The organism is Eggerthella sp., from assembly GCF_048329335.1.
Classification (GTDB): domain Bacteria; phylum Actinomycetota; class Coriobacteriia; order Coriobacteriales; family Eggerthellaceae; genus Eggerthella; species Eggerthella lenta.
Genome location: NZ_DBFEGU010000173.1, coordinates 1 through 23,704, shown reverse-complemented (window position 1 = coordinate 23,704; position 23,704 = coordinate 1). Strand labels below are relative to the sequence as shown.

Genomic DNA, 23,704 nt, shown 5'->3' with positions numbered 1-23,704 from the left:
CGGTGATCGCGGGCGTGATCAAGGGGTTCATGGCGCTGCAGCAGCCGCTGTCGGCGGCCACGGACCAGGGCGTGATCATCGTGTTTGCCACGGCGTGCGCGGCCGTGCTGCTGTTCGTGCTGGTGGGGCTGCTGGTGCGCGAGTTCGACATCAGCCAGCTGTACTATCCCATCATCATCCTCACGTGTTTGGGCAACCTCGTGGTGCCGTTGTTCGGCGGCCTGGGCGTCATCCAGGGCGAGCTTGTGAGCATCGCGTACAACCTGTTCATCCTCATGGTGTGGTGCCTGCTGGCCAACGTGGCGAACCGCACCGACCTGTCGTACGTGCGCGTGTTCGGGTGGGGCCGCGGCGCGTCGGCGGCGGGCACCACCGTGGGCTGGTTCGCCGGGGCGTCGCTGGCGCCCGTGCTGGTGGAGAACCCCAGCAACATGGTGGCGCTTGCCATGGGCATGGTGTTCGTGCTGCTGGTGGTGTCGATGGTCATCCTCAACGAGCGCACCATCGGCATGGCGCTCAGGAAGACCCGCAACGCCCAGACCGACCAGGGGACGGGCGATTTCTTCCCTAGCGGCAGGGGGCCGGAGGGCGCTGGGGGCGCCAGCGACGGCGACGGCGCGCCGCGCGAGGGCGCCTGGACGAAAAGCTGCAACGCGCTGGCCGAGCAGGCGGGCCTGTCGCTGCGCGAGCGCGACGTGCTGTTCCTGCTGGGGAAGGGCTATACCATCGAGTACATCGCAGGCGAGTTGGGCATCTCGTTCAACACGGCGAAAAGCCACATCCGCAACGTCTACGCGAAGGCGGGCGTGCATTCCAAGCAGGAGCTGCAAAGCCTCATCGAGGACGGGAAGATCGTGCGCTGAGCGTTCTCCGTCCGGAGTTGGGCGCTTGCCTCTTGTCAGACCTTGCGGTCAATCTGCGAAGATGCCGAAGTTCACCCTGTGCGTGCGCGACGCGTGCGGATACAATAGTGCCGATGAGACAGGGGGCGACGGCTGCGCGGTGCGGCGGCCCTGAGGGTGAAGCGAAGGAGCGCGCACATGACGGAAGTGCAGAAGAGCATGGCCTTGTTCTCGGGGTCGGTCAACCCCGAGCTTGCCGAGGAGATCGCGAAGGATCTGAACGTGTCGCTCGGCAACGTCAAGCTTGAGAAGTTCGCCAACGGCGAGATCTACGCGCGCTACCAGGAAAGCGTGCGCGGCGCGGACGTGTTCCTGGTCCAATCGGTGTGCAGCGGCGCGGGCTACGACGTGAATGACGCGCTCATGGAGTTGCTCATCATGGTGGACGCCGCCAAGCGCGCCTCGGCCCGCTCGGTGTCGGCGGTGGTGGCCCATTACGGCTACGCGCGCCAGGATCGCAAGGCCGCCCCGCGCGAGCCTATCACCGCCAAGCTCGTGGCCGATCTCATGGCCGCGTCGGGCGTGGACAACGTCATCACCATCGACCTGCACCAGGACGCCATCCAGGGTTTCTTCGACTTGCCGGTGAACCATATGACCGCCATGCCCATCTTCGTCGACTACTTCCAGAGCATGGGCTTGGACAAGGACAAGCTGTGCGTCGTGTCGCCCGACGTGGGCCGCGCGAAGGCCGCGAAGAAGTTCTCCACCATGCTGGACTGCGACATCGCCATCATGCACAAGGACCGCCCGAAGCACAACCAGGCCGAGATCACGGCGCTCATCGGCAACGTGCACGGCAAGGTGTGCATCCTGAACGACGACATGATCGACACGGCCGGCTCGCTGGTTGCCGCCGCCACCACGCTCAAGGCGAAGGGCGCCGAGAAGGTGTACGCGTGCGCGACGCACGGCCTGTTCAGCGGCCCGGCGTACGAGCGCATCGCGAACTCGTCCATCGAGGAAGTGGTGGTGACGAACGCTGTGCCCGTGCCGCTGGAGCGCCAGACCGGCAAGGTGAAGGTGCTGTCCGTGGGCCCGCTGTTCGCGAAGACCATCAGCAACGTCTACAACAACGGCTCCGTTGCCTCGCTGTTCGAGTAGGGTCCGATGTTTTTGATCGTTGGCCTGGGAAATCCGGGCGAGGAGTACGAGCATACGCGGCACAACGCCGGGTTCGACGCCGTGGACCTGATCGCCGAGGAGGTGGGCGCGCGCTACTGGAAGACGGAATGCGGCGCGCTGACCACCAAAGGCGTGTATCGCGATCACGACCTGGTGCTGGCCAAGCCGCAAAGCTACATGAACACGTCGGGCGGTCCGGTGAAGCAGCTGATGAACGCGTACGGCGTGGATGCTGAGCACCTGATCGTCGTGCATGACGAGCTGAACATCGACCCCGGTACCGTGCGCGTGAAGTTCGGCGGCGGGCACGCGGGGCACAACGGCCTGCGCTCTATCTGCGACAAGCTGGGAACGCGCGACTGGCATCGCGTGCGCGTGGGCATCGGGCGCCCGCCGGGACGCATGCCCGTGGTGGACTGGGTGCTGTCGAAGCCGAAGAAGGACGCGGCCGACGACTTCGCCCAAGCCACCGACCGCGGCGCACAAGCGGCGTTGTCCTTGGTGCAGGTAGGGTTGGAGAAGACCCAGCAAGCGTTCAACTAGCGCGCACCCGTCGAAAGTGGCGGGTGCGTTTTCATTTCACCGTTACGAGTAATTCCACGAGGACGATGACGGTGAGGAATAGCAGCAAACCGCCGATGGCGCGCGCCTGCTGTTTGTCGGCTCCGGTGCGTTTCTCGAGGTCGCTCGTTCCGGGATGGAAGTTCACGAGCGAGAGGCCCTTGCCCGTGATCAGCATGTACAGGGCTGGCGTGAGTAGGGAGAGCGCCACGACGAGGCAGACGATCCCTCCGATGAGCGAGCCCATGTTCTCTGGCATCGAGAAGCCTCCCAGCTGGAAGGCGGCGAAGACGTAGGCGGCGTCGAGGCAATCAATGATCGCAAGGCAGATGGAGAAGACGGGAAACATGCTGGTGACGGGACCGTCGACGACGAGCCAATCCTCCCGCCCCGTTTCTCGTTGATGTTCGACCACGGCGTATACCGTCACGAGGACGAACGCGATGACGGTGATGATGCCGGCGGCAACGAACAGCTCGCCTTTCGATCCCCATCGATCCGGGCCGCTTGCTCCGTAGTGCAGGGGAACGCTATCCGGCAGAAACGGTTGGGCGAGCGCGGTCAACACGACCGGCAAGATGGCCAGCACCGCCAGCAGCGCAACGCGTCCGCGGCTCATGCGGTAGGCGGGCGCAGCGGCTGTATCGTCGATGTCGGGATCGCATGGTTCGTTTCGGTCGGTATCGTTTTCCGCCATGTGCGCTCCCTTCCTCTATAGCCTAGCAATACTAAATATAGCTGAACTGGCATTATCATGCAATGGGGGCAAGGATGTCGACGCGCGCCAAAGCAGCGGCGTAATTGCGTCGGAGGACGTCCTCGTTGGCTGTCCCCAAATGGCAAGCTGTGGCAATTTTGGAGGCGATTTTGGACGGGTTGGACTGAATGCCAGGGCGGATGCACGACATAAGGCCAGGTCGTGAAGATCCCAACGCGAGTTCGCCGAAGCTAATTTTGTCATGGCTGCCAATTCGGGGACAGCGTTTGGCGTCCGTGCCTGCTGCTCGTTTGAGTTTTGGCGCTATGCGCTTTGGTGTCCATTGCGCATGTCGAGCTCCGCGATCTCTTTCTGAACTTGGTCGATGAAAGCTTGTCGATTGTGGACATCGAATTTGCGGTAGATATGCGTGATATGCGTTTTGACGGTGCCATCGGACAAGCAGAATACCTCGCAAATATAAGGACGGCTTCTGCCTTGAGCCAAAAGGAGGAATACCTCGCTTTCGCGGGAGGAAAGATTGTGCCGCTTCGCGATTTCCAGATGGTATTTCGTCAGGGTTTCGCTGACGCGTTGCTCTATCGAGGGTTCGTTGCGCTCTGTTGGCTCGCTTGCGCTTGTCGAACGATCGCCTTGAAGCTCCGCTGCGCCTTCGCAAGATGACAAAGAGAGCGAGCGCTCGATTTCCATGGGGCGCGTGCTCATGGGACGTATGGCGGCTACCATCACGAGGAAGATGGCTACGGCCATCAGGATTCTGATATCGACATGAGCTTCCTGAACGAGGAGCAGCCATGGTACAGCGACTAAGCCGAAAGCTGAATCGCTTATTCCTTGGAACAGCCAGGCCGGCGCCGATGCCGAGCGGATGGCGGTGATGATCATGGTTCCCGAGAGCAGGTGCCCGAACAACTCTACGGTCAGGTAGAGCCAGTCGAACACGGGATCTGCGATCCGTGCGAAAACGTACTCATTCTGAAGAACGTAGATGAGAAAGCCTCCGGCTAGGACAAGGAACGCAGGCTGGTATCGAACAAGCATCTGATTATTGCTGTTGCGAAGCAGGGTGAGGTATGCGCAAGCAGTCAAAGCGAGGGCGACTGTGAGGTAGCCTGCCGGAGTTGAGACGGGCGATCCCAAATGGTTGCTTCCCCAGAGTCCAAGATGGCTGGTGCCTCTCAGAGCCGCCAGTATCAACGATACGGCTACTAGCAGAAACACGAGGTCGTACATACCTTTTTTCGTCAAAAGTGGGCGAGAGCGGTATGCTTCGAGATAGCGTGATGTGCCGAAGCGCTTGAGCGCCTCCAGGCACGCGAAGGAGACCCAAGGCAGAATCGAAGCAAAAACCACTTGTGCCGACGAGGTCAGAGCCGTGCTTAACTCCGAGCCGACGATCGTTTTGAGAATCAAGCTCGCTGATAAGGCTCCTATTGCCATGACGAGGCGTTTCGTTTTTGCGAGTTCGCAATATATGAGCAAAGTCGTCGCGTAGTATCCGGCGCCGCAGCAGACGAGTCCCAGAAGCGCGATGATCTCCGACGGTAGCGCCGTTTGCAGGTAGGCGAAGCCGTATAGTCCTGTTCCAAGGAAAGCGGCTGTCGGAGCCGCCTTTGTCAGCACCTGCGTTTTTCTTTGTGGAGCTCTCGCTAAAAGCACGGATCCTATGGCGCAGAGGGTGAATCCTACGAGAAAGAAAAGACGGGCATTTCCCAGCTGTTGAATAATCGACGAAGACGGTGCGAATCCGAATCCGTGCCCCAAGAGGTCGGCCCATACTATCACGGCAGTCAATCCGATCGAAGATATGACGGAGACGGCTGCATCCGAACGAACAGCTTCGTCATCGAGCGAATAGGGCGTGACGTTCTTCATGGGCGCCTTTCTGCATTCCAGAGAGATTTGGAAGCCTGATTTCATTCGAACGACCAACCGTTGACCGTTTATCGCGTCGCGTCCGATTCAGGCCTTACGCTAGCGCGCGAAAACGCGTGCCGCTCTTCTTGGTCGTGCCTGGTTCGAGACGGTGCAGTTTCTGGTTCGATCCACTATAGAACATCGAGGTTCTCGCGGTAAGCGCGCAGATAGCGATATTGCCTCGCATAGTGCGTCCGGGACGAAAATCATCCGGTTCGGGGATGCGTTTCAACCTCGTTCGGACAGTTTGTCGGATGAACGGGCTCGGGAGGAAGGGTAAAAGTGGAAGCGGCAGGTTGCGGAAGCGAGCCTTGCCGTCTGTCGAGGCGCTGGCTTCGGCAGGCTAGCGATCGATGCAGAAAGGGATGAGATATGGAGGGGGAATGCGCGATGACGAATGAGAATCAGCAGGGAACCAAGACAACGCGCCGCAATTTCTTGAAGGGGGCAGGTCTGGCTTTGGCCGGGGCTACCGCTTTCGGTCTTGCGGGGTGCGCCAGCGGGGAAGCCGATTCGGCTTCTTCCAATGAGAAATGGGACGGAGAGTACGACGTCATAGTGGCGGGTGCCGGCATTGCGGGGCTTACTGCTGCGATAACGGTGGCGGACGAGGGTGACGGGGCTTCCTGTCTTGTCGTGGAAAAGGACTCGCTTCCGAACGGGAACAGCCCGTTCTGCGCGGGTTGGCAGCTGTATTTCGACGAAACCGACGGCCCGATGAACTACTTGGGACACCTTATAGGGGAAAGCACTCCGGAAGCAACCATCAGGGCGTTCGTGGAAGAATCGAAGGAAAACCTGAACTGGATTTTGGGTTTGGGGGCTAAGGAAGAGTGGCTGAACATCTACGAACCCGACCCATCGGGGGAGGAGACGAACGAATACGCCGAGTACCCCGACGACAACACGGTGGGCTTCCTTCTCTTCAAAACGGAGGGCGATCAGCCCCATCATATCCATGAGTTCTTGTTTTCCGAAATGAAGAAGCGCAACGACACGATAGAGTACAAGGCTTCCACGCCTTTGGAGTCGCTTGTTCGCGATGCCTCAACGGGCGAAGTGACGGGCGTTGTGGCGGGCGGCAAATCGTACCGTGCGAAGCGAGGCGTCATCATGTGCACGGGGGGCTTCGAAAGCGACCCGGATATGCTTCGCGACTATACGGGCGTCAAAGGCTATCCGTATGCAGGCAAGGCGAACACTGGCGACGGGCATCGTATCTGCATGAAAGCGGGTGCCGACTTCTGGCATATGCACGGAGGCGCCCAATACTGGCTCTCTTTGCGCAACATAGAGAACACCCGGTTCGTTTCGACGTTGTACTCGTTTACGGTGAAGCAGCACGGCATCACCGTCGGCGTGAACGGACGAAGGTTCTACCAGGACTTCGACGCATGCAGCAATTTCAAAAAATATGCGCTGCCCGATACCGACATAACTCGCAACGTCGGCTACCGACACGGCATCACGCAGTTCGGTGGAGATATGGCGCACCTTCCCTTGCCGGAAAAGGGTTGGTTCGTATTCGATCAGGCGGGTCTTGACGCGGGTGCGTGTCCGGAAGAGACTTCGACCGATCCCGTCGGTGACGGATGGGCGGTTTCAGCGGACACTCTCGAGGAGCTTGCCAAGGTTATCGAAGTTCCCGAAGACGAGCTGCTGAAAACGGTCAAGCAATGGAACGAGTTTGTGGACAAGGGAGAGGATCTCGCTTTCTACCGTCCTTCTGACACGCTCACCGGTTTGAACCAGCCTCCTTACTACGCGATGCTTTGCGTCCCTGCACTGCTCAATACCGATGGCGGTCCGGTTCGCAACGAAAAGGGCGAGATTCTCGACCCGTTCGGGCAGGCTATTCCGGGATTGTATTCTGCCGGTGAGTTCGGCTCGATTTGGGGCCATCTGTACCAAGGAGGTGGAAACGTGGGGGAGTGCGGTGCGTTCGGGAGGATATCGGCTAGAAGCGCACTCGCTCGTTCGTAGCGATAGGCGTTTCCGGAGTCGATTGCTTTCGGGTTGTTCGCTAAGATGATCCGATGGCCGCACGCATGTCTTTCAAGCGACCCGTCCAAGGAGGAGCCTCGTGCGCTTTAGCGATTTTGCATCGCGAAGCGCGAGAGGCTCCTCCTGCGTTCGCGCATATTTGGGATATACTGGAATGCGCTGGTGGGAAACGGAGGGTAGGCGACATGCGGGCATGAAACGAGTGAAGAGCGAGCGGATGGGCGTGTACGCGCTGTTCGCCATCGTCGTGCTGGCGTCGGCGTCGGGGAACCTCTCGCAGACTGCGGTCAACGCCATGCTGGGCGACATCATGCTGCAGTTCGGCCTGACGGTGGACTTGGGACAATGGCTGACTACCAGCTACATGCTGGTGCTGGGCATCACCGTTCCGGTGGCCACGTTCCTCTCGCGACGCTTCTCGGTGCGCCAGCACGTGTTCATCGCGCTTGCGTTCTTCCTGGTGGGGGCGCTGGCCGACCTGTTCGCTCCCAACTTCGGCGTGCTGCTGGCGGGCCGCGTGTTCCAGGCTATCTCCACGGGCATGCTCATGCCCCTCATGCAGACCATCGCCATGACGCGCTTCCCGCGCGGTCGTCAGGCCACGGCCATGGGCGTGGCAGGCATCGCGATGGGCTTCGCGCCGAACATCGGTCCCACCATCGGCGGGGCGATGAGCTTCTCGCTGGGATGGCGCAGCTTCTTCGTGCTGCTCGTGGTCATCATGTTGGCGCTTGCCGCTGCGGCGGCCGTCGCCATCAAACCCTCGGCGGCTCCCGACAAGAGCGCGCGCCTCGACGTGGTGTCGCTCGCGCAGTCGACGCTCGGGTTCGGCGGGCTGCTGCTGGCGTTCTCGAACGCGAGCAGCTTCTCGTTCGAAAGCCCGTTCATCTGGGCTCCGCTTGTGCTGGGCGCGCTGTTCCTCGTGCTGTTCGTGCGGCGGCAGAAGCGGGTGGACGACCCGCTGATCAGCATGGATATCTTCTCATCGCGCCAGTATCGCGCGGGCTTCATTGCGCAGAACCTGCTGAACGCCTCCTTCATGGGCGTGACGCTGATCGTGCCGCTGTACGTGGAAGGGCTGTGCGGCGGAACCGCGCTCGAAGCCGGGGTTGTGCTGCTGCCCGGCACCGTGGCCGCGCTCGTGCTGAACCCGCTGGCGGGCGTGCTCACCGACAAAGTGGGGGTGCGTCCCGTCGCGCTGGTGTCGGGCGCGTTTCTGGCGACGGGCGCGGTGCTCATGTCGTTTCTCGATGCGGACACGCCGTTGTATGTGACCACGTTGTGCCAGGCCGTGCGTGCGGTGGGCGTGTCGGGGCTGGTGGGGCCGCTCACGTCGTGGAGCCTCGCGCAGCTGCCGCGGCCTATCGTGGCCGACGGCTCGTCGTTCTGCATCTCGGCCCGCCAAGCGTGCGCGTCGCTGGGCACGTCGGTCATGGTGTTCCTCATCGCGGTGGCAGGCGCGTCTGCGGCGGAGCTCGCGAACCCCGCGCTGGCCTACCAGCTGGCCTTCGGCTTCTCCGCCGTCATGGCCGTGGCCACCCTGGGCTTCATCGTGGCGAAGGTACGCTAGCTGCGAAACATGCGCGATCGCAGCGAGCGGAGCCGTGCGCGGCCCATCATCGCCCGAAAAACACGTCTCAGGTGCGAAAACCGTGTTTTACGGGCGATGATGCGTTGTCTCGCTAAACGAGGTCGGCTTTCGTCATGTCGTCGGGCAGGCCCGCCTGCGGCATGGCGAGGGTGCCGGCTTTCTCGCGGCGGTGCATATCCCACAGCATGAGGGCCGCGACCGCGATGAACGCGCTGCCACCGAGGATGCCGACGGGCATGGGCCCCACGAAGGGGTTGCCGCCCGTGAGCGAGAACATGATGCCCGCGCTGACGAACGCGTTGATCGCACCGTGGCCGACGGCCGCCGCCAAGCAACTGCCCGTGCGCACAGTGACGTAGGTGAGGAAGATTCCAAGCACCGTGCAGAACACGCACATGGCAGCGATGCCGGTGAACGGCCAGCCGTGATACCCCACGCCGTAGTTGTGCCCGATGATGGTGAGCGGCGCGTGCCACAAACCCCAGATCACGCCCGTGACCAGCAGCGTCGGCACGATGCGCAGGCGCGCAGCCGTCTTCGGCACCAGGTAGCCGCGCCAGCCCCATTCCTCGCCGAACGTCGTGAAGATGTTGAGCGCGGGGCCCAGGAACACGGCGAAAGGCAGCTGGGCCAGCAGCATGGCACGCACTTGGTCGGCGGAGACGTCGCCCGCGCCCGCCGCCGCTGCGGCCTGCTGTTGCGTGGCGACGATGGTCGACATACTGGGGTCGAAATCCTGCGGGAACGCCAGAAAGTACGCCGCTGCGCCGATGACGGCCAGCAGGGCGGGCCCGAACCAGGCGACGGCGAACCACGGCAGGGACTTCTTGAACCCGCGCGGCTTGATGAGGCTGTTCTTGAACCCCTCGCGCGTGACGAGGCGCGTGATGAGCACGCCCAGGGCGGGGAAGAACATGGCGGCGCCGGTGGCGAACTGCGCGGCGACCGGAGGAACGCCCACGAGCGCTCCCGACGATATCGGATACACCACCCCGAACTCGTACGCCCAGGTCAATATAAACGTAACAGCTAGAAATATCGCGATCCTCTTCACGATGCATTCCTTTCTCGATCGGGGCGTGCCTTCTTTGGCGCGGAGGCTCGTGCGGGATATGTGCGTCACTCGCCTCGTCGATCGCACGCCGCCCACGTCACGAACCGGCGCGGCACGCGCGCATCGTCCGCAAGCGAGCCTCCGCGCCAAGGAAATGCGACGACGGATTCCTCTTGCATCTTTGTTCCATCTGTTATAGCATAAATATAACAAACAACTGCGGGGAGGTCAACAGCCGCGAACGGATCACGGATAGGGAAGGAAGCGAGCATGACGGCAGAACAGAAGAAGGCCGCTCCGGTGCTTTCGGTCAACCATGTGGTGAAGGCGTTCGGCGCGAAGCGGGCGGTGGACGATGTGACGCTCGACGTCATGCCGGGCGACATCTTCGGATTCGTCGGCCACAACGGCGCCGGCAAAACCACGCTCATCCGCGCTATCGTGGGCGTGACGGGCTTTGACGAGGGCGACATCCGCATCGCAGGTCAGTCGGTGAAAACCGACGCGCTGGCCTGCAAGCGCATGATCGCCTACGTGCCCGACAACCCCGACATCTACGAGTTCCTCACGGGCATCCAGTACCTCAACTACCTTTCGGACATCTTCGAGGTGCCCGCCGACGTGCGCGAACGCCGCATCCGGGCGTACGCGGAGCGGCTGAGCCTCACCTCGGCGCTGGGCGACCTCATCTCCTCGTACTCGCACGGCATGCGCCAGAAGCTGGTGCTCATCGGCGCGCTCGTGCACCAACCGACGCTGCTGGTGCTGGACGAGCCGTTCGTCGGCCTCGATCCCGAGGCGTCCTTCCACGTGAAGGAGATGCTGCGCGAGCTGGCCGACGGCGGCTCGGCCGTGTTCTTCTCCAGCCACGTGCTGGAAGTGGTGGAGAAGCTGTGCAACAAGGTGGCCATCATCAAGCAGGGCACGCTGCGCGCATACGGCCCCACGGCCGACGTGGTGGGCGACGAGAGCCTGGAGGACGTGTTCCTCGACATGATCGACCGGAACGCGTAGGGGGTTTGCCATGAAACCGTTCATTCTGCTGTTGAAGATACAGCTGCTAGGGCTGTTCGGCATCAACAAGACGCTGCACGCCGACCCCGCGAAGGCGAAGCGCACGCTGGCGCTTGCGGCGCTGGTCGTGGCGGCCGTGGTGCTGTTCGCTTCGGCGTACTCGGCGGGCGTGGCGCAGGGGCTCGTCCAAATCGGCTTGGCCGAAGCCGTTCCCCTGGTCGCGGTGCTGGTGGGCGCGATCGCCGGCGCGGTTGCGGCGTTCCTCAAAACGAACGGTGTGCTGTTCGGCTTCAAGGACTACGACCTGGTGATGTCGCTTCCGGTGCCCACGTCATCGGTGGTGCTGTCGCGCATCGCGTCGCTGTACGCCATGAGCCTGCTGTTCGGCGTGCTGGTGATGGTGCCGGCTTTCGCCGTGTACGCGTCGGCTGCTGGGGTGTCGGCGGTCGGGGTCGCGTGCATGGCGCTGTCCATCGTGCTGGCGCCGCTTCTGCCCCTGGCCGCGGCCGTCGTGCTGGCGGTGCTGATCGCTGCGGTGTCCTCGCGCTTCAAGCACGCGAACGTCGCGGTCATCGTGCTGACGCTGGCCGCCACGCTGGCGGCGGTGTTCGGCTCGTTCGCGCTGTCCGGCCAATCCGACGACCTGGCGGCGTTGAGTGCGCTCGGCGCCCAGCTGACGGGGCAGCTCGCGGCCATCTTCCCGCCGGCCGCATGGGCGACTGCAGGCATCGTGCAGGGCGACCTCGTGCAGTTCGCCGCCTTCGCTGCGGTCAACATCGCGGCTGCGGCGGCAGTGTTTGCGCTGGTCGTGCTCCTATTCGTGCCGGTGAACTCGCTGCTCATGTCATCCAGACCGCGCGGGACGTTCTCGTTCGACGGCAAGGACGCTGCACGCTCGAAGTCGTCCACGCCCTTCCGCGCGCTCATGGTGAAGGAGCTGCGGCTGTTGGCCGCCACGCCCATCTACTTCATGAACGCGTGCATAGGCTACGTGCTGGTGCTGGTTGCAGCCGTCGCGGTGGCGGTGGGCTCTGCCACGGGGATGCTGTCGCTCGATTTGCTGCCGCCCGCGTACGCGCCGTTCGTCGGCGCGCTGCTTCCGTGGGCGCTCGCGTTCTTCTGCGCTATCTCGTCCACGACGGCCGCCTCGGTTTCGCTCGAGGGCTCGGCGCGCTGGCTCATGCTGACGGCCCCCGTGCCGCCGGCGACGGTGCTGGGAGCGAAGGTGGCCGTCAACTTGGCCATCGCCGTGCCGTGCCTCGCGGTGTCGGCCGTGCTCATGGCGGCGTCGCTGCCGCTCGACGCCCTGTCCGTCGCAGCGCTGTTCGCGATGCCGCTTGCGGCCTGCATGCTGGCGGCATGTCTGGGGCTGGCGCTTGACGCGCGCAGCCCGAAGTACGACTGGACCAGCGTGTACGAGCCGGTGAAGCGCGGCGTTCCGGTATTCGCCGTGATCATGATCGGCATGGTGTTCTGCGTCCTCGGCATGGGCGTCACGACGTTGCTAGGCGTGGGCGCGTCGCTCGTGCTGGCGCTTCTGGCGGCCGCGGTCTCCGTCGCGGCGTACCGCGGCGCGGTGAAGCGGGGACTGAGGGCGTAGCCGCTCAATGCGGCGCGGAGGACGAATGCGCGAGACGATAATCGCCTGCGCGATCGCCGCCTCTCGGTTGCGAGCGCTACAATACGACGAGGAAACGAAAGGGAGAAGGCGTGCGTATGGTTATTCGCATCGATCAGAAGTCGGAAGAACCGCTGTACCTGCAGATACGCAGCCAGATCATCGCGGCCATCGCCACGGGCGAGCTGGTGCCCGGCACGGCGTTGCCATCCGTTCGCGCGCTGGCTAGCGACTTGGGCATCAACCTGCACACGGTGAACAAGGCGTACGCCGTGCTGCGCGACGAGGGCTACGTGCTGATGCGCGGCCGATCGGGCGCCTACATCGCCGACCCGTGCGAGGACGATCGGGCCGACCGCGCCCAAATCGAGCTGGCGAAGATGGAGGACGGCCTGTTCGAGCTGGCGTTGGCGCACCGGGCGCGCGGCGGCACGTGGGGCGAGTTCCTGGAGTGCGCGCAGCGCCAGGCCGCGCGCGCCTACGGGGCGGGCGAACGATCCGATGCCCGAACTGCGCAAGCGAGCCGCGACGCGCAGGGCGAGAACATCGAGCGCGCCGCCTCGTGCGAACCGGCGTTCAAAGGGGGTGCGCTGTAGTGGAAGGGTTCGACCCGACCGTCATGATGGCCGTTACGGCATTGCTCATGCCGGTCATCGGCGCGTTCATGGCCATCACCCCGTACCTCATGCGCCGCGGCGAGGTGTTCACGGTCACCGTTCCCACCTCCGAGCAGCACGATCCGTACGTCGTAGGACTCAAGCGCCGCTACGCCGCCATCGTCGGGTCGGCTACGGCGGTGTTCACGGTCGTCGGCTTCGCGAGCGCCGCCATGGGCAACGCAGGCGGCGTGCTGGGCGCGCTGATCGTCGGGTCGCTGGCGGTGACCGCAGGCGGCTACGCGCTCATGCTGGCGTTCCGCGCCAAGATGTCCGCATACAAAGCCAAGCGCGGTTGGACGGCTGACGCGCAAGAGTCCGTCGCGGTGGTGGGCGAGCAGCCCGTGCCGCGAGCCATCTCTCTCAAATGGAACCTGTTGTACCTGCCCATCATGGCCATCACCTTCGCCGTGGGCGCGGTGGGTTACGTGCATATGCCCGACATGATTCCCATGCATATGGGCTTCGACGGCACCGTGAACGATTGGACTGAGAAAACCCCGCTCATCCTGTGGATGCCGGTACTCATCCAGGGGTTCATGGCCGCGTGTTTCGTGTTCTCCCACTGGACCATCGCTCGTTCGAAGAAGTGGGCCGAACCCGGCGCGCCGGCCACGTCGGCGCTGGCCTACGGCCTGTTCGCCCGCGCGCAGAGCATCTATCTGGTGGCGGGAGGCGTGGTGATAGCGGTGGCCATGATCGCCATGCCGCTGTCGTTCATGAACGTGATCGACCTGGGTCAGGCAGCCGTCTTCATCATGATCGCGGCTATCGTGCTGTGCGTCGGCGCCATGGCGATCAGCCTCGTGTACGGCCAGGCGGGTTCACGCGTGTTCAAGAACATGCAGACATCCGATCGGCTGCATGTGGACGACGACCGTTATTGGAAGTTCGGCGTGTTCTACTGCAACCCCGACGATGCCAGCCTGTTCCTGCCCGAGCGTTTCGGCGTCGGTTGGACGCTGAACTGGGCGCGCCCTGCTGTGTGGGCCATCGTCGCAGGCGGTTTCGTGGTGACGGCTGCTTTCGTGGTCGCGGTGATGCTGCTGTTCTAGGCGAGGCGCGTGCTACGTGCGCGGGTTGCATGCGCAAGCTGGGCAGCCGAGGCGAAGTCCCCCTGAAAATGAGACATTGACTCCGTCCTTTTGTCTTGTTCTACACGTTGTCCTCCAGATCGATTTGCATGAGCATCACGTTCTCGCGCAGCCGTTTGTACGAGAAGCGGGGCAGCGCCCCCTCCTCGTAGCGCGCCTGAATAGCTTCCAGCTCAAGCCGCAGTCCTTGGCGCTGGATGTCCACGGCTTTGTTCGCAGTGCTGGTCAGCACGGTGATGGACGGGCTTGCGGCGCTGTGAATGGTTTGCACGAGGCTTTGGTATTCCAGTAGCAGCTTGCTCAGGTTCTCGGTAGGCTCTTCCGAAGTGGGAGAGGCGAGCTCCGCCTGCAACTTTTCGATGACGTGCTCGTTGCTGCGGAGGCGCAGGTCGCGCTCGGCCTGCACGCGCTCGGAGAGATCGTCGCCGGGCAGCGCCTCCACGATACGATGCCATCCTGCGTGAGCGAGCGTGCGCACGCGCAGGTAGGCGATTTGCAGCGACACACGGTCGGCATGATGGCGCAGCAGATTTTCCGTGCGCGAGAGGCGCTTGATGTGCCGGTACCCTATCAGCTGATCCACTTCCTCGCGTTCAAGGAGATCGAGCGTGAAATCGCGTTCCCACCGGTTCGCTTTCAGGCGCAAGGGCGTCATGGACTCGTCGGGCAGTTCGCTTCTGTTCTTCAGGCGGGCTATGCGCTCGTTGTAGCCGTGGACGACCGCTTGCGTGGCCGCGCGGTTCTCGCCGGTTTGACGTGCCGCCAGCTCTTCGATGACCGATCGGAGTATCTCGATATTGGCTTGCTCCTCGTCGAAGCAATCCTCGTCGTCGGTATCTTTCTTCGGCGCGATCAGCGGCACGGCGAACGTGGCCAACAGCATGGTGACCACGATGACGCCGCATGCTAGGAACAGCAGCAGCTCGCGCTGCGGGATGGAGAACGGAATAGTGAACGCCACGGCAAGCGTGATGGTTCCCTTCGGGCCGGCCAAGGTCATGATGGCCGTCGAGCGAAGCTCATCCAACGTCATCCGGCCTCTGCGCTGGCGATGGACGCGCTCCATGATAAGCACCCAAAGGAAGCGGGCGGCCAGCATGAGCACGGTGATGCCCAGGATGTAGCCGATGAGAGCGTCGTTGTCGATGGTGACGTTTTCCCAGGTACGCTGCATGGCGCGCGGCAGCTGAGTACCCAGAAGCACGAATACGATGCCGTTGAGGGCGAACGTCAGCACGCGCCACACGCTGGCGGACACGATATTCATGCGCGAGACGGACGGGCCGATGGCGCGCGGCGATACGACGTTCAAAATGCCGGCGGCGACGACCGCGATGATACCGCTGGTGCCCAGCGCGTTGGCCACCAGGTACACGATGAACGGCACGAACACCTCGAACAGCACATGGAACGTGGTGTTCTCGAGGCCCCACGAGCGCACGCGGCGCACGATGAAGTTGCCCGTGAGCCCCAACGCTACGCCCACGAGTACGCCGCCGAGGAATGCGAAGAAGAAGTTCGCCGTGGCGCCGACCAGCGAGAATGTACCGGTGACGGCTGCGGCTATGGCGAATTGGAACGACACGATGCCCGAGGCGTCGTTGATGATGGATTCGCTTTCCAAGATATTGCGCGAACGTGCGGGGATCTTCACCTGCTTCGACAGCGAGGCGACCGACACCGCGTCGGTGGGTCCGAGCGCGGCGCCCAAGGCGAACGCCGCGGCCAAGGGGATGGATGGAACCAGCCAGTTGACGGCGAACCCGATGATCAGGGCCGAGGCGATGACCAGCCCGACGGCCAGCGACAGCACCGGGCGTTTGTTCTCCCACAGCGCCTTCTTGTCGAGGTTTTTGGCCTCGTCGTACAGAAGCGGGGCTATGAACAGCACTAGGAACAGGTTGGGATCGAAGGCGATGCTGATCTGCGTGCCCATGACCAGCGCGATGAGCAGGCCCAGCCCTATCTGGATGAGGGGCGATGACACTTTGGGAACCAGCTGGTCGATGACGGATGAGAGCAGCACGGCGGCCAGCATGAGCAGCGAGAATTCAAGGAGTTCCACGCGGCGCCTCCTTTTGCATGATGATCAGGGCTTGACCCCATTGTAACGCAATCGCTAGCTGGCGGGGCGTTGCGAGCCGGTCTTCCTGCTTGGGGTCGGGATTCGAGACGAGGCTTCGTATGGGCATGAGGCGCAAGATGAGGGCGGCCTTCTCGTGGATCGGCGGCTCGCTTTCCCGCCATGCGCTATAATCGGCCTTCCGAACTACGTGAAGAAGGATGGCGGGCGATGGCGTTTCTGCTTGGATGCGAAAAGGTGCGGGTCGATTTCCCCACGAAAGAGGTGTTCTCCGAGGTGTCGCTGGGCGTTGACGAGGGCGACCGGGTGGGCATCGTCGGGCGCAACGGCGACGGCAAGTCGACGCTGCTGAACCTGTTGGCAGGCACGCTGGAGCCAGACGAAGGCCGCGTGCTGCGCAACGGCGCCGTGCGCGTGGGCGTGCTGGGACAGGCCGACTCGCTCGATCCCGCTGCCACGGTGGGGCAAGCCGTGGTGGGCGATCTGCCTGAATACGAGTGGGCCGGCGACGCGCGCATCCGCGACATCATTGCCGGGTTGGCCGGCGATATCCCTTGGGACGCGCAGGTGGGAACGCTGTCGGGCGGGCAGCGCCGTCGAGTGGACCTCGTGCGGCTGCTCATCGGCGACTGGGACGTGCTGGCGCTGGACGAGCCCACGAACCATCTGGATGTGCGCGCTATCACGTGGCTGGCGGACCATCTGAAAACCCGCTGGAAAAAGGGCGCGGGCGCGCTGTTGGTGGTCACGCACGACCGTTGGTTCCTCGACGAGGTGTGCCTGCGTATGTGGGAGGTGCACGATAAACGGGTGGAGCCGTTCGAGGGCGGATTCTCGGCCTACATCATGCAGCGCGTGGAGCGCGATCGCGTGGCCGCGCTAGCCGAGCAGAAACGCCAGAACGAGCTGCGCCGCGAGCTGGCGTGGCTCTCGCGCGGCGCACGGGCGCGTGCGACGAAGCCGAAGTTCCACGTGGCCGCCGCCCAGGAACTCATCGCCGACGTGCCGCCTTTGCGCGACGAGCTGGAGCTCAAGCGCATGGCCATGGCGCGCCTGGGCAAGCAGGTGGTCGACCTCGAGCACGTGAGCGTGCGCTTCGACGACAAGACGATCCTCGACGACGTGGACTGGATCATCGGCCCGGGCGACCGCTACGGCATCGTCGGCGAGAACGGCACGGGCAAGACCACGCTGCTGCGCGTGATCCAGGGTCTGCAGCGCCCGAACGCCGGCGAGGTGAAGATCGGCAAGACCGTGCGTTTCGCCGTGCTGTCGCAGCATCTGGACGATCTGTCCGAACTGGGCGACGACCGTGTGCGCCAGGTCATCGGCCGCTACAGCCGTCGCACGATGCTGGACGGCAAGGAGATGACGCCCGCCCAGCTGCTGGAGAAGCTGGGCTTCAAGCGCGCCGACCTCAACGAGCCGGTGAAGGACTTGTCCGGCGGGCAGAAGCGCCGTCTGGCCCTCATGTTGATCCTGCTGGACGAGCCGAACGTGCTGATCCTCGACGAGCCCGGCAACGACCTGGACACCGACATGCTGGCCGTGGTGGAGGACCTGTTGGACGCCTGGCCGGGCACGCTGCTTCTGGTCACGCACGACCGCTACCTCATGGAGCGCGTCACCGACCACCAGTTCGCCCTGGTGAACGGGAAGATCCGTCATCTGCCGGGTGGGGTGGACGAGTATTTGAGGTTGTCCGACGCTTCCCCCTCTTCCATGGCGGCCGGCAGTCCCGCACGTCAACGCCCTGCGCACGCCGCCGATTCGGGCTTATCTGGGACCGAAGCATCGCCCGAAAGCTCCCGCCTCTCCGGCGGCGAGCAGCGTACCCTGCGCAAGCTCATGCAATCCAACGAGCGCAAGGTGGAAACGCTCAACGGCAAGATCGAGGACGTGCGCGCGAGCATGGCCGCCGCCGACCCCACCGACTTCACCGCGCTCGGCGACTTCCAAGCCCAGATTTCCGATCTCCAACAGCAGATCGATGCCCTTGAGGAAGAATGGATGGAAGCCGCCGAGAAGCTGGGGGAGTAGGCTTCGATTGCCGGTCCTGCGCTATTTCCACGTGCGTCCCGCGGGGTCGTTGGCTTCGCGCGGGGCGGACGACGGGGTCGGCGTTTGGGACGACGCGGGGTCTTCGGGTCCCCGGGACCAGGGATCATCTTGCTGCGCGTACTTCACCCAGGCGTCCTCCTGGCGCGCTTCGGCGATCCAGTCTTCCTGGGTCTTCGACACCACGCTGCCGATCATCCACACGATGCCGCACAGGATGCCGCCCACCACGAAGGCGATCCAGCTGATGGCGAAACCGCCCGCGCCGCGGCGGATGGCGTCTTTGAGCGCGAACTTGTCGATGCCGTCCCAGCCGCCGATCTGGTCGAACAGCGGCACGAAGCCCCACACCAGGAACACGATGGTGGCCAGCAGCATGATGCAGCCGCAGATGACGCCCATCACGCGTTCGGCGCGAATCTGCTCGGGTGACTTGACGACGGCGGTAGAGGGCATGTCGGCACCCAGGTTGCGGCGATGCGCGATGTAGGTGAGCTCGGAGAGGTCGTACTTCGACTTTTGCATGCAGGCCCAGATGAGAATGCCAATGGCGATGGCGAGGATGAGCATGAAGGGGAACATGACGAGCTCCTCCACGTATGCGCCGTTGATCATGGAGCTACTGTTGTCGGGTACGAGGCCGATTAGCATGATGACGTCGATGAGGATGAGACCCACGCCGACGGCGATGAGCGTCGGGTAGCGTTGCCCGAACCGATCGAGCGTGTCGGAGGAGTACCGCGGCTCGATGGAAGGGTTGCGACGCTTGAATTCGCTGTGGTTGAGACTGCCGACGACCAGGATTACCACGCCGATGACGATGCAGGAAAGCAGGGCGACGGTCTGCAGGTTATCCGGCCAGCCGAAGGCTTCAAGCAGCGCGTTCAGACCCACGCCGACCAGGATGCAGGCGACGCCGGCCGCGATGGACAGGTCGAAGCGGTTCATGTGCTCGTCGTAGCGCTCGGTGTCGTTTTCTTTGACGACATGCACGCTGCCGCGCATGAGGTCGTCGAGGCTGGTATGAAACAGGTCGCATAATTGCAGCAGCTTGTCCATTTCAGGGTAGTTCGTGCCGGCTTTCCATTTGCTGACGGTCTGGCGCGACACGCTTAACTGCTCGGCAAGCCCTTCCTGCGTGATGCCGTAATGCTGGCGCAGGTACACGAGGTTGTCGGCGAAACTCATGGCGGTCCCTTCTTCGTGGTCGATTGCATGATACCCGAAGCGCGGAGCTGAGCGGCCGCGCTTCTGCGTTTACCATCATGCGGTTGCAGAGCCGCCCGCTCTACCAATCTGGTGTTGCGTTTTGGGATTTTCTCCGCACGCTCAGGGTGCGAAGCATTTTGAACTGGGGTTTTGTAAAACAGGTATCAAGTTCGTGCAAAGTAGTCGTGTAGGGTCACGCAGGTTGACGCGAGCGTCGTACAATGATCGGAACACGCGGTTATTTCAAGGAGGGCTTTCTGATGATCAAGCTTATCGCCAGCGATATGGACGGCACGTTCCTCGACGGAAACGAGTGCGTGCCGGAAGGCTCGTACGACCTCGTTATGCGTTTGCGCGATGCGGGGATCCAGTTCGTAGCATCGTCGGGTCGGCGCTTCGACACGCTGCACGAGCTGTTCGAACCGGTGGTCGACTGCATGGACTTCGTCGCGTCGAACGGCGCGCAGGTGATGGTCGCCGGCGAGCTGGTCGACTTGGAGGTGTTCTCGCATGCGGCCGTGAAGCGGTTGGCCCGTGTCGTTGATATGTTCGACACCATGCACCTTGCGCTGTTCGACGAGACGCGCAGCTACTTGTTGGACGACGAAGCGCGCTTCGAGCGAGAGGTGGACAAGAACCTGCCGAACCCCGTGCGCGTGTTCGACGTGCCCTCGCCGCAGACGAGCATCCTGAAAGCATCCGTGTATTGCGACGATGCCGTCATGGACATGGCCTACATCCTCACGCGCGAGCTGGACGACGACTTCGTGTTCGCGCCGTCGGGCCGTAAATGGATCGACGTCATGCAGCGCGGCGTGAGCAAGGCGACGGGCATCCAGCAGGTGCTGGACGCGCACGGCATCCAGGCGAGCGAGATGATGGCGTTCGGCGACTCTATGAACGACTACGAAATCCTGCGCATGGCGGGAACGAGCGTCGCCATGGGCAACGCTCGGTCGGCCATCAAGCAGATCGCCACGAAGGTGATCGGCACGAACGTCGACCGCAGCGTCCAGCGCGAGCTTCACGCCCTGCTGGAGGGCGCGCGGTAGGACGGTTTTGAATTTGTGCAGACGGTGTCTGCACAAATGGGTTCGCTCTGCAATGGCATCCTTTTGGGTGGGACGTAAAATCCGTGCTGCAGAAGGCCTGCGCTCTTCGAAAGGCGCTTCGTTACGCGTGGATTACCAGCTCGCTTGTCGGGATGCGCTCGGTGGCGTGGCGGTCGGGGCTCTTCAGCTCGCCGGCGGGATGCCCGACGGCCAGGATGTTCACCGGGACCAAAGTTTCCGGCAGCCCGAATTCCTCTCGGATGACCGTAGGGTCGAAGCGGCAGATCCAGACGCTTCCCAGGCCCAAGTCGGTGGCGGCCAGCATCATGTGGTCGGTGAGGATGGACGCGTCCACATGGACGGTGCTCATGCCGTCGAGCGGACGCTTCCACGCCTTCTCGCCGTCGGCGCACACGACGAATGCGAGCGGCGCGTCGAACACGTTCGCGGCTTTCGCCAGGCTGGCGAGCCCTTCCTCGCTGGTCACCTGGAGGATGCGCACAGGTTGGCGGTTCGCGGCGGTCGGCGCGACGCGGGCCGCTTCGACGATGGCGTCGATGTGCTCCTGGCTGACGGGGACGGGCTGGTAGGCGCGGGTCGAGCAGCGCTTTTTGGCGAGATCGAGAAACGACATGGGTGCTCCTATCTCTGAGGCGAGCGACGGTTCGTTCTTCCTCCATACTACTCTTCGGTTTCTGCGGGGCAAGTAGATACTTTTTTGGAATATACTACCCGAAAAGAAAGTATTGGACGGAAGAGGCTGCGCATGAAAACCTGTCCCGACGCGTACCATTGCCCGGTCGAGGCAACCATCGACATCGTGGGCGGCAAGCACAAGGTGCTCATCCTGTGGCACCTGAGCAAGGCCGGCGTGCTGCGTTTCGGCGAGCTGCAACGCCGCATGTCGCAGGCCACGCCCAAGATGCTCACCCAGCAGCTGCGCGAGCTGGAGGCCGACGGCATGGTGCATCGCGAGCTGTACCACCAGGTGCCGCCCAAAACCGAGTACTCGCTCACCCAGCGCGGCGTCAGCTTCGTCCCCGTCCTCAACGCCATGTGCGCCTGGGGAAAGGACGTGCTGGACGAGGTGGGGAAGCCGTCGCCCGAAACTTCGGAGGTTCTGGCGGGTTGACCGCTTCGGCATCGCGCAGTATGCTGGGCGACGCTGTATCCGCCTCAACGAGAAGGCACACATGAAGCTTTGCAGAGTAGCGGCTCCGCGCATGATCGCCGATGAAGCATCGCACGGAGCCGAGGGGCATATTCATCGGCATCGATAGACGCGCCGCGCGAAACCCGGGCGCGCGTTTCCTTTGATGCCGGCATGACGGACTCGTTCAGCGCCGCAGGTGATGATTCATCTGCGGCGTTTTTTTGCGCCCTCGGGCGCTTCGTTACGTTTCCGCATTCCGAATTCTCAGAGGTGAACCTATCGTGTCAGATGCTTCTCTTTCCTTTACCGAAGGGCCGCTGTTCAGGCGGTTGCTGGCGTTCGCGTTGCCGCTCATGGCGGTGAACCTGCTGCAGTACGTGTACCAGGCTGTGGACATGGTGGTGGTCGGCCAGGTGGTGGGGCCGGTGGGGCTCGTGTCCATCAGCAACGCGACGAACGCCGCCTATATCGTGAACGCGTTCGTCATCGGCCTCACGGCGGGCGGCGGCGTGGTCGTCGCGCGGTTCGTGGGCGCGCGCGACGTGGCCGGCCAGCGGCGCGCGTACGCGGCCACGTTGGCGGTGGCCCTGGCGGGGTCGGCGGCCATCGCCGTGCTGGGCGTGGCGTTGGCGCGCCCAGCCTTCACGGCGAACGCCGTGCCTGCGGCATCGCTCGAAGGCGCCGTCGGCTACACCGTGGTGCTGTGCTGCGGCTGCGCGGGGCCGTTCCTCATGAACGCCGCAGCGGCCTTCCTCAAGGCGCAGGGCGACGCGCGCACGCCGCTTCAGCTGGTGGGCGTATCGGCGCTGGTGAACGTGGCGCTCGACCTGGTGCTGGTGGGACCGGCGGGCCTCGGCGTGGTGGGCGCCGCCTGGGCGACGGTGGTCGCGCAGAGCGTGGCGGCCGTCGGCGCGCTCGTCGTGGTGCGGCGGCGTTTCCCCGGCGGGCGCCTGGCCGGCGCGTTTTCGCGTAGCGGCGACGTGCCGGTTGGAGCGAGCGTGATCGAGGTGCTGCGCGTGGGCGTTCCCTCTGCCGTGCAGATGGCGGTGGTGAACCTGTCGTACGCGCTGGTCACCGGGTTGCTGAACCGCTACGGCACCGACGTGGCCGCCGCTGCCGGCGTCGGCCTGCAGATCAGCACCATCGCGGGACTGCCGTGCTGGGCCATCGGCCAGGCCATCACCACGGCGGCGGCGCAGAACGCAGGCGCGGGCGAGCTGCGCCGGGCCCGCGACGTGGCGCGCATCGGCGCCACGTTCAACGTGAGCGTGATCGTGGGCGTGCAGATCGCGGTGCAGTTGCTGGCGCCGGCGCTGGTGGTCGCGTACGGCCTGACCGAGCCGTTAACGATGGATACGGCCGTGCTGTACCTTCGCATCACGTGCAGCGTGAACGGGCTGTTCTACGCGGCCATGTACAGCTTCGACTCGTTCGCATTGGGGGCGGGCACGCCGCGGCTCGTGTTGGCGAACTCGCTGATCGACGCGTTCGTCGTGCGCTTCGGCCTGGCGTTTCTGCTGAGCGGCGTGCTGGGCTTCGGCTACGTGGGCATCTTCGTCGCCCAGGCGGCGTCGCCCGTGATGCCGGCGCTCATCGGCGCCCTCTACCTGCGCCACTGGACGCGCACACGGGACGTGTAGGGGGGGAGGTAACTCGAAACCGTTGTCGCCCGAAACGTGCGCTTTTGAGCGAAAAAACGCACGTTTCGGGCGACAACGGCAATCGGGAGCAGGGCGCGACGCGTTAGTCGATCCCTCGGCGTGCTGGCTGGGCGGCGCCGAGGGCCGGCTTCGTCAGCGCTTGTTGAACGGCACGATGGTGGCGGGGATGCCGCCCTTCATGACGAGTTTCGGCTCGCCTTCGATGAGCGGCCGGAAGTACGCGACCGCTTCCGG

Annotated in this window: 19 protein-coding genes; 13 read left to right on the top strand and 6 right to left on the bottom strand. The window is 63.6% G+C overall.

Annotation, left to right across the window (positions count from 1 at the left end; genetic code table 11):
- From ACMO6A_RS05705 to pth, 3 genes are all read left to right on the top strand, one after another.
- On the top strand, positions 1–863 hold an 863-nt coding region (locus ACMO6A_RS05705), incomplete at its 5' end, for a helix-turn-helix transcriptional regulator (RefSeq protein ID WP_418470890.1).
- 177 nt (positions 864–1,040) lie between these two features.
- Positions 1,041–2,006, top strand: a complete 966-nt coding sequence (locus ACMO6A_RS05700) for a ribose-phosphate diphosphokinase (RefSeq protein ID WP_009306875.1) — start codon at positions 1,041–1,043, stop codon at positions 2,004–2,006.
- A 6-nt stretch (positions 2,007–2,012) separates the two neighbouring features.
- Positions 2,013–2,570 carry an aminoacyl-tRNA hydrolase gene (pth, locus tag ACMO6A_RS05695; protein ID WP_418470889.1) on the top strand — a complete coding sequence of 186 codons (558 nt, stop codon included), beginning with the start codon at positions 2,013–2,015 and terminating at the stop codon, positions 2,568–2,570.
- Between the two features lie 31 nt (positions 2,571–2,601).
- Here the strand turns inward: pth and ACMO6A_RS05690 are convergent, their stop codons facing one another.
- Positions 2,602–3,285, bottom strand: a complete 684-nt coding sequence (locus tag ACMO6A_RS05690) for a DUF1648 domain-containing protein (protein ID WP_009609410.1) — start codon at positions 3,283–3,285, stop codon at positions 2,602–2,604.
- Between the two features lie 324 nt (positions 3,286–3,609).
- Positions 3,610–5,181, bottom strand: coding sequence for a helix-turn-helix transcriptional regulator (locus ACMO6A_RS05685; RefSeq protein WP_009306872.1), 1,572 nt, complete (start codon positions 5,179–5,181; stop codon positions 3,610–3,612).
- A gap of 414 nt (positions 5,182–5,595) precedes the next feature.
- Here ACMO6A_RS05685 and ACMO6A_RS05680 point away from each other — a divergent pair, with 414 nt between their 5' ends.
- Both ACMO6A_RS05680 and ACMO6A_RS05675 read left to right on the top strand, forming a co-directional pair.
- Positions 5,596–7,206, top strand: coding sequence for an FAD-dependent oxidoreductase (locus ACMO6A_RS05680; RefSeq protein WP_009306871.1), 1,611 nt, complete (start codon positions 5,596–5,598; stop codon positions 7,204–7,206).
- 214 nt (positions 7,207–7,420) lie between these two features.
- On the top strand, positions 7,421–8,797 hold the full coding sequence (locus ACMO6A_RS05675; protein ID WP_418470888.1) for a DHA2 family efflux MFS transporter permease subunit: 1,377 nt from the start codon (positions 7,421–7,423) through the stop codon (positions 8,795–8,797).
- A 112-nt stretch (positions 8,798–8,909) separates the two neighbouring features.
- Here ACMO6A_RS05675 and ACMO6A_RS05670 read toward each other — a convergent pair whose 3' ends face one another.
- Positions 8,910–9,872, bottom strand: coding sequence for a CPBP family intramembrane glutamic endopeptidase (locus ACMO6A_RS05670; RefSeq protein ID WP_114551564.1), 963 nt, complete (start codon positions 9,870–9,872; stop codon positions 8,910–8,912).
- 270 nt (positions 9,873–10,142) lie between these two features.
- Here ACMO6A_RS05670 and ACMO6A_RS05665 point away from each other — a divergent pair, with 270 nt between their 5' ends.
- The 4 genes from ACMO6A_RS05665 (at position 10,143) to ACMO6A_RS05650 (ending at position 14,215) form a co-directional block, all read left to right on the top strand.
- The gene (locus ACMO6A_RS05665; RefSeq protein WP_114556835.1) at positions 10,143–10,886 is read left to right on the top strand and encodes an ABC transporter ATP-binding protein; all 744 of its coding nucleotides are present in this window, start codon (positions 10,143–10,145) and stop codon (positions 10,884–10,886) included.
- A 10-nt stretch (positions 10,887–10,896) separates the two neighbouring features.
- Positions 10,897–12,486, top strand: a complete 1,590-nt coding sequence (locus ACMO6A_RS05660) for a putative ABC transporter permease subunit (RefSeq protein ID WP_009306860.1) — start codon at positions 10,897–10,899, stop codon at positions 12,484–12,486.
- A gap of 116 nt (positions 12,487–12,602) precedes the next feature.
- The gene (locus ACMO6A_RS05655; protein ID WP_009609402.1) at positions 12,603–13,100 is read left to right on the top strand and encodes a GntR family transcriptional regulator; all 498 of its coding nucleotides are present in this window, start codon (positions 12,603–12,605) and stop codon (positions 13,098–13,100) included.
- Positions 13,100–14,215, top strand: coding sequence for a DUF1648 domain-containing protein (locus ACMO6A_RS05650; RefSeq protein WP_009306858.1), 1,116 nt, complete (start codon positions 13,100–13,102; stop codon positions 14,213–14,215). The genes ACMO6A_RS05655 and ACMO6A_RS05650 overlap by 1 nt, the downstream gene beginning before the upstream one ends.
- A gap of 100 nt (positions 14,216–14,315) precedes the next feature.
- On the opposite strand, the gene ACMO6A_RS05645 is transcribed toward ACMO6A_RS05650, so the two are convergent.
- On the bottom strand, positions 14,316–16,319 hold the full coding sequence (locus ACMO6A_RS05645) for a cation:proton antiporter (RefSeq protein WP_009306857.1): 2,004 nt from the start codon (positions 16,317–16,319) through the stop codon (positions 14,316–14,318).
- Positions 16,320–16,547: 228 nt separating this feature from the next.
- On the opposite strand from ACMO6A_RS05645, the gene ACMO6A_RS05640 reads away from it, so the two are divergent.
- Positions 16,548–18,377 (top strand): ABC-F family ATP-binding cassette domain-containing protein, encoded by a 1,830-nt coding sequence (locus ACMO6A_RS05640; RefSeq protein WP_009306856.1) that lies wholly within the window; start codon positions 16,548–16,550, stop codon positions 18,375–18,377.
- A 21-nt stretch (positions 18,378–18,398) separates the two neighbouring features.
- On the opposite strand, the gene ACMO6A_RS05635 is transcribed toward ACMO6A_RS05640, so the two are convergent.
- On the bottom strand, positions 18,399–19,583 hold the full coding sequence (locus ACMO6A_RS05635) for a helix-turn-helix domain-containing protein (protein WP_009306855.1): 1,185 nt from the start codon (positions 19,581–19,583) through the stop codon (positions 18,399–18,401).
- 281 nt (positions 19,584–19,864) lie between these two features.
- Here ACMO6A_RS05635 and ACMO6A_RS05630 point away from each other — a divergent pair, with 281 nt between their 5' ends.
- A complete protein-coding gene (locus tag ACMO6A_RS05630; RefSeq protein ID WP_009306854.1) occupies positions 19,865–20,656 on the top strand; it encodes an HAD family hydrolase in 792 nt (263 codons plus the stop codon).
- Between the two features lie 121 nt (positions 20,657–20,777).
- Here ACMO6A_RS05630 and ACMO6A_RS05625 read toward each other — a convergent pair whose 3' ends face one another.
- Positions 20,778–21,290 (bottom strand): nitroreductase family protein, encoded by a 513-nt coding sequence (locus ACMO6A_RS05625; protein WP_009306853.1) that lies wholly within the window; start codon positions 21,288–21,290, stop codon positions 20,778–20,780.
- A 132-nt stretch (positions 21,291–21,422) separates the two neighbouring features.
- On the opposite strand from ACMO6A_RS05625, the gene ACMO6A_RS05620 reads away from it, so the two are divergent.
- Positions 21,423–21,788, top strand: a complete 366-nt coding sequence (locus ACMO6A_RS05620; RefSeq protein ID WP_009306852.1) for a winged helix-turn-helix transcriptional regulator — start codon at positions 21,423–21,425, stop codon at positions 21,786–21,788.
- 302 nt (positions 21,789–22,090) lie between these two features.
- Positions 22,091–23,449, top strand: coding sequence for an MATE family efflux transporter (locus ACMO6A_RS05615; RefSeq protein WP_009609364.1), 1,359 nt, complete (start codon positions 22,091–22,093; stop codon positions 23,447–23,449).
- The last annotated feature ends 255 nt before the right edge of the window (positions 23,450–23,704 follow it).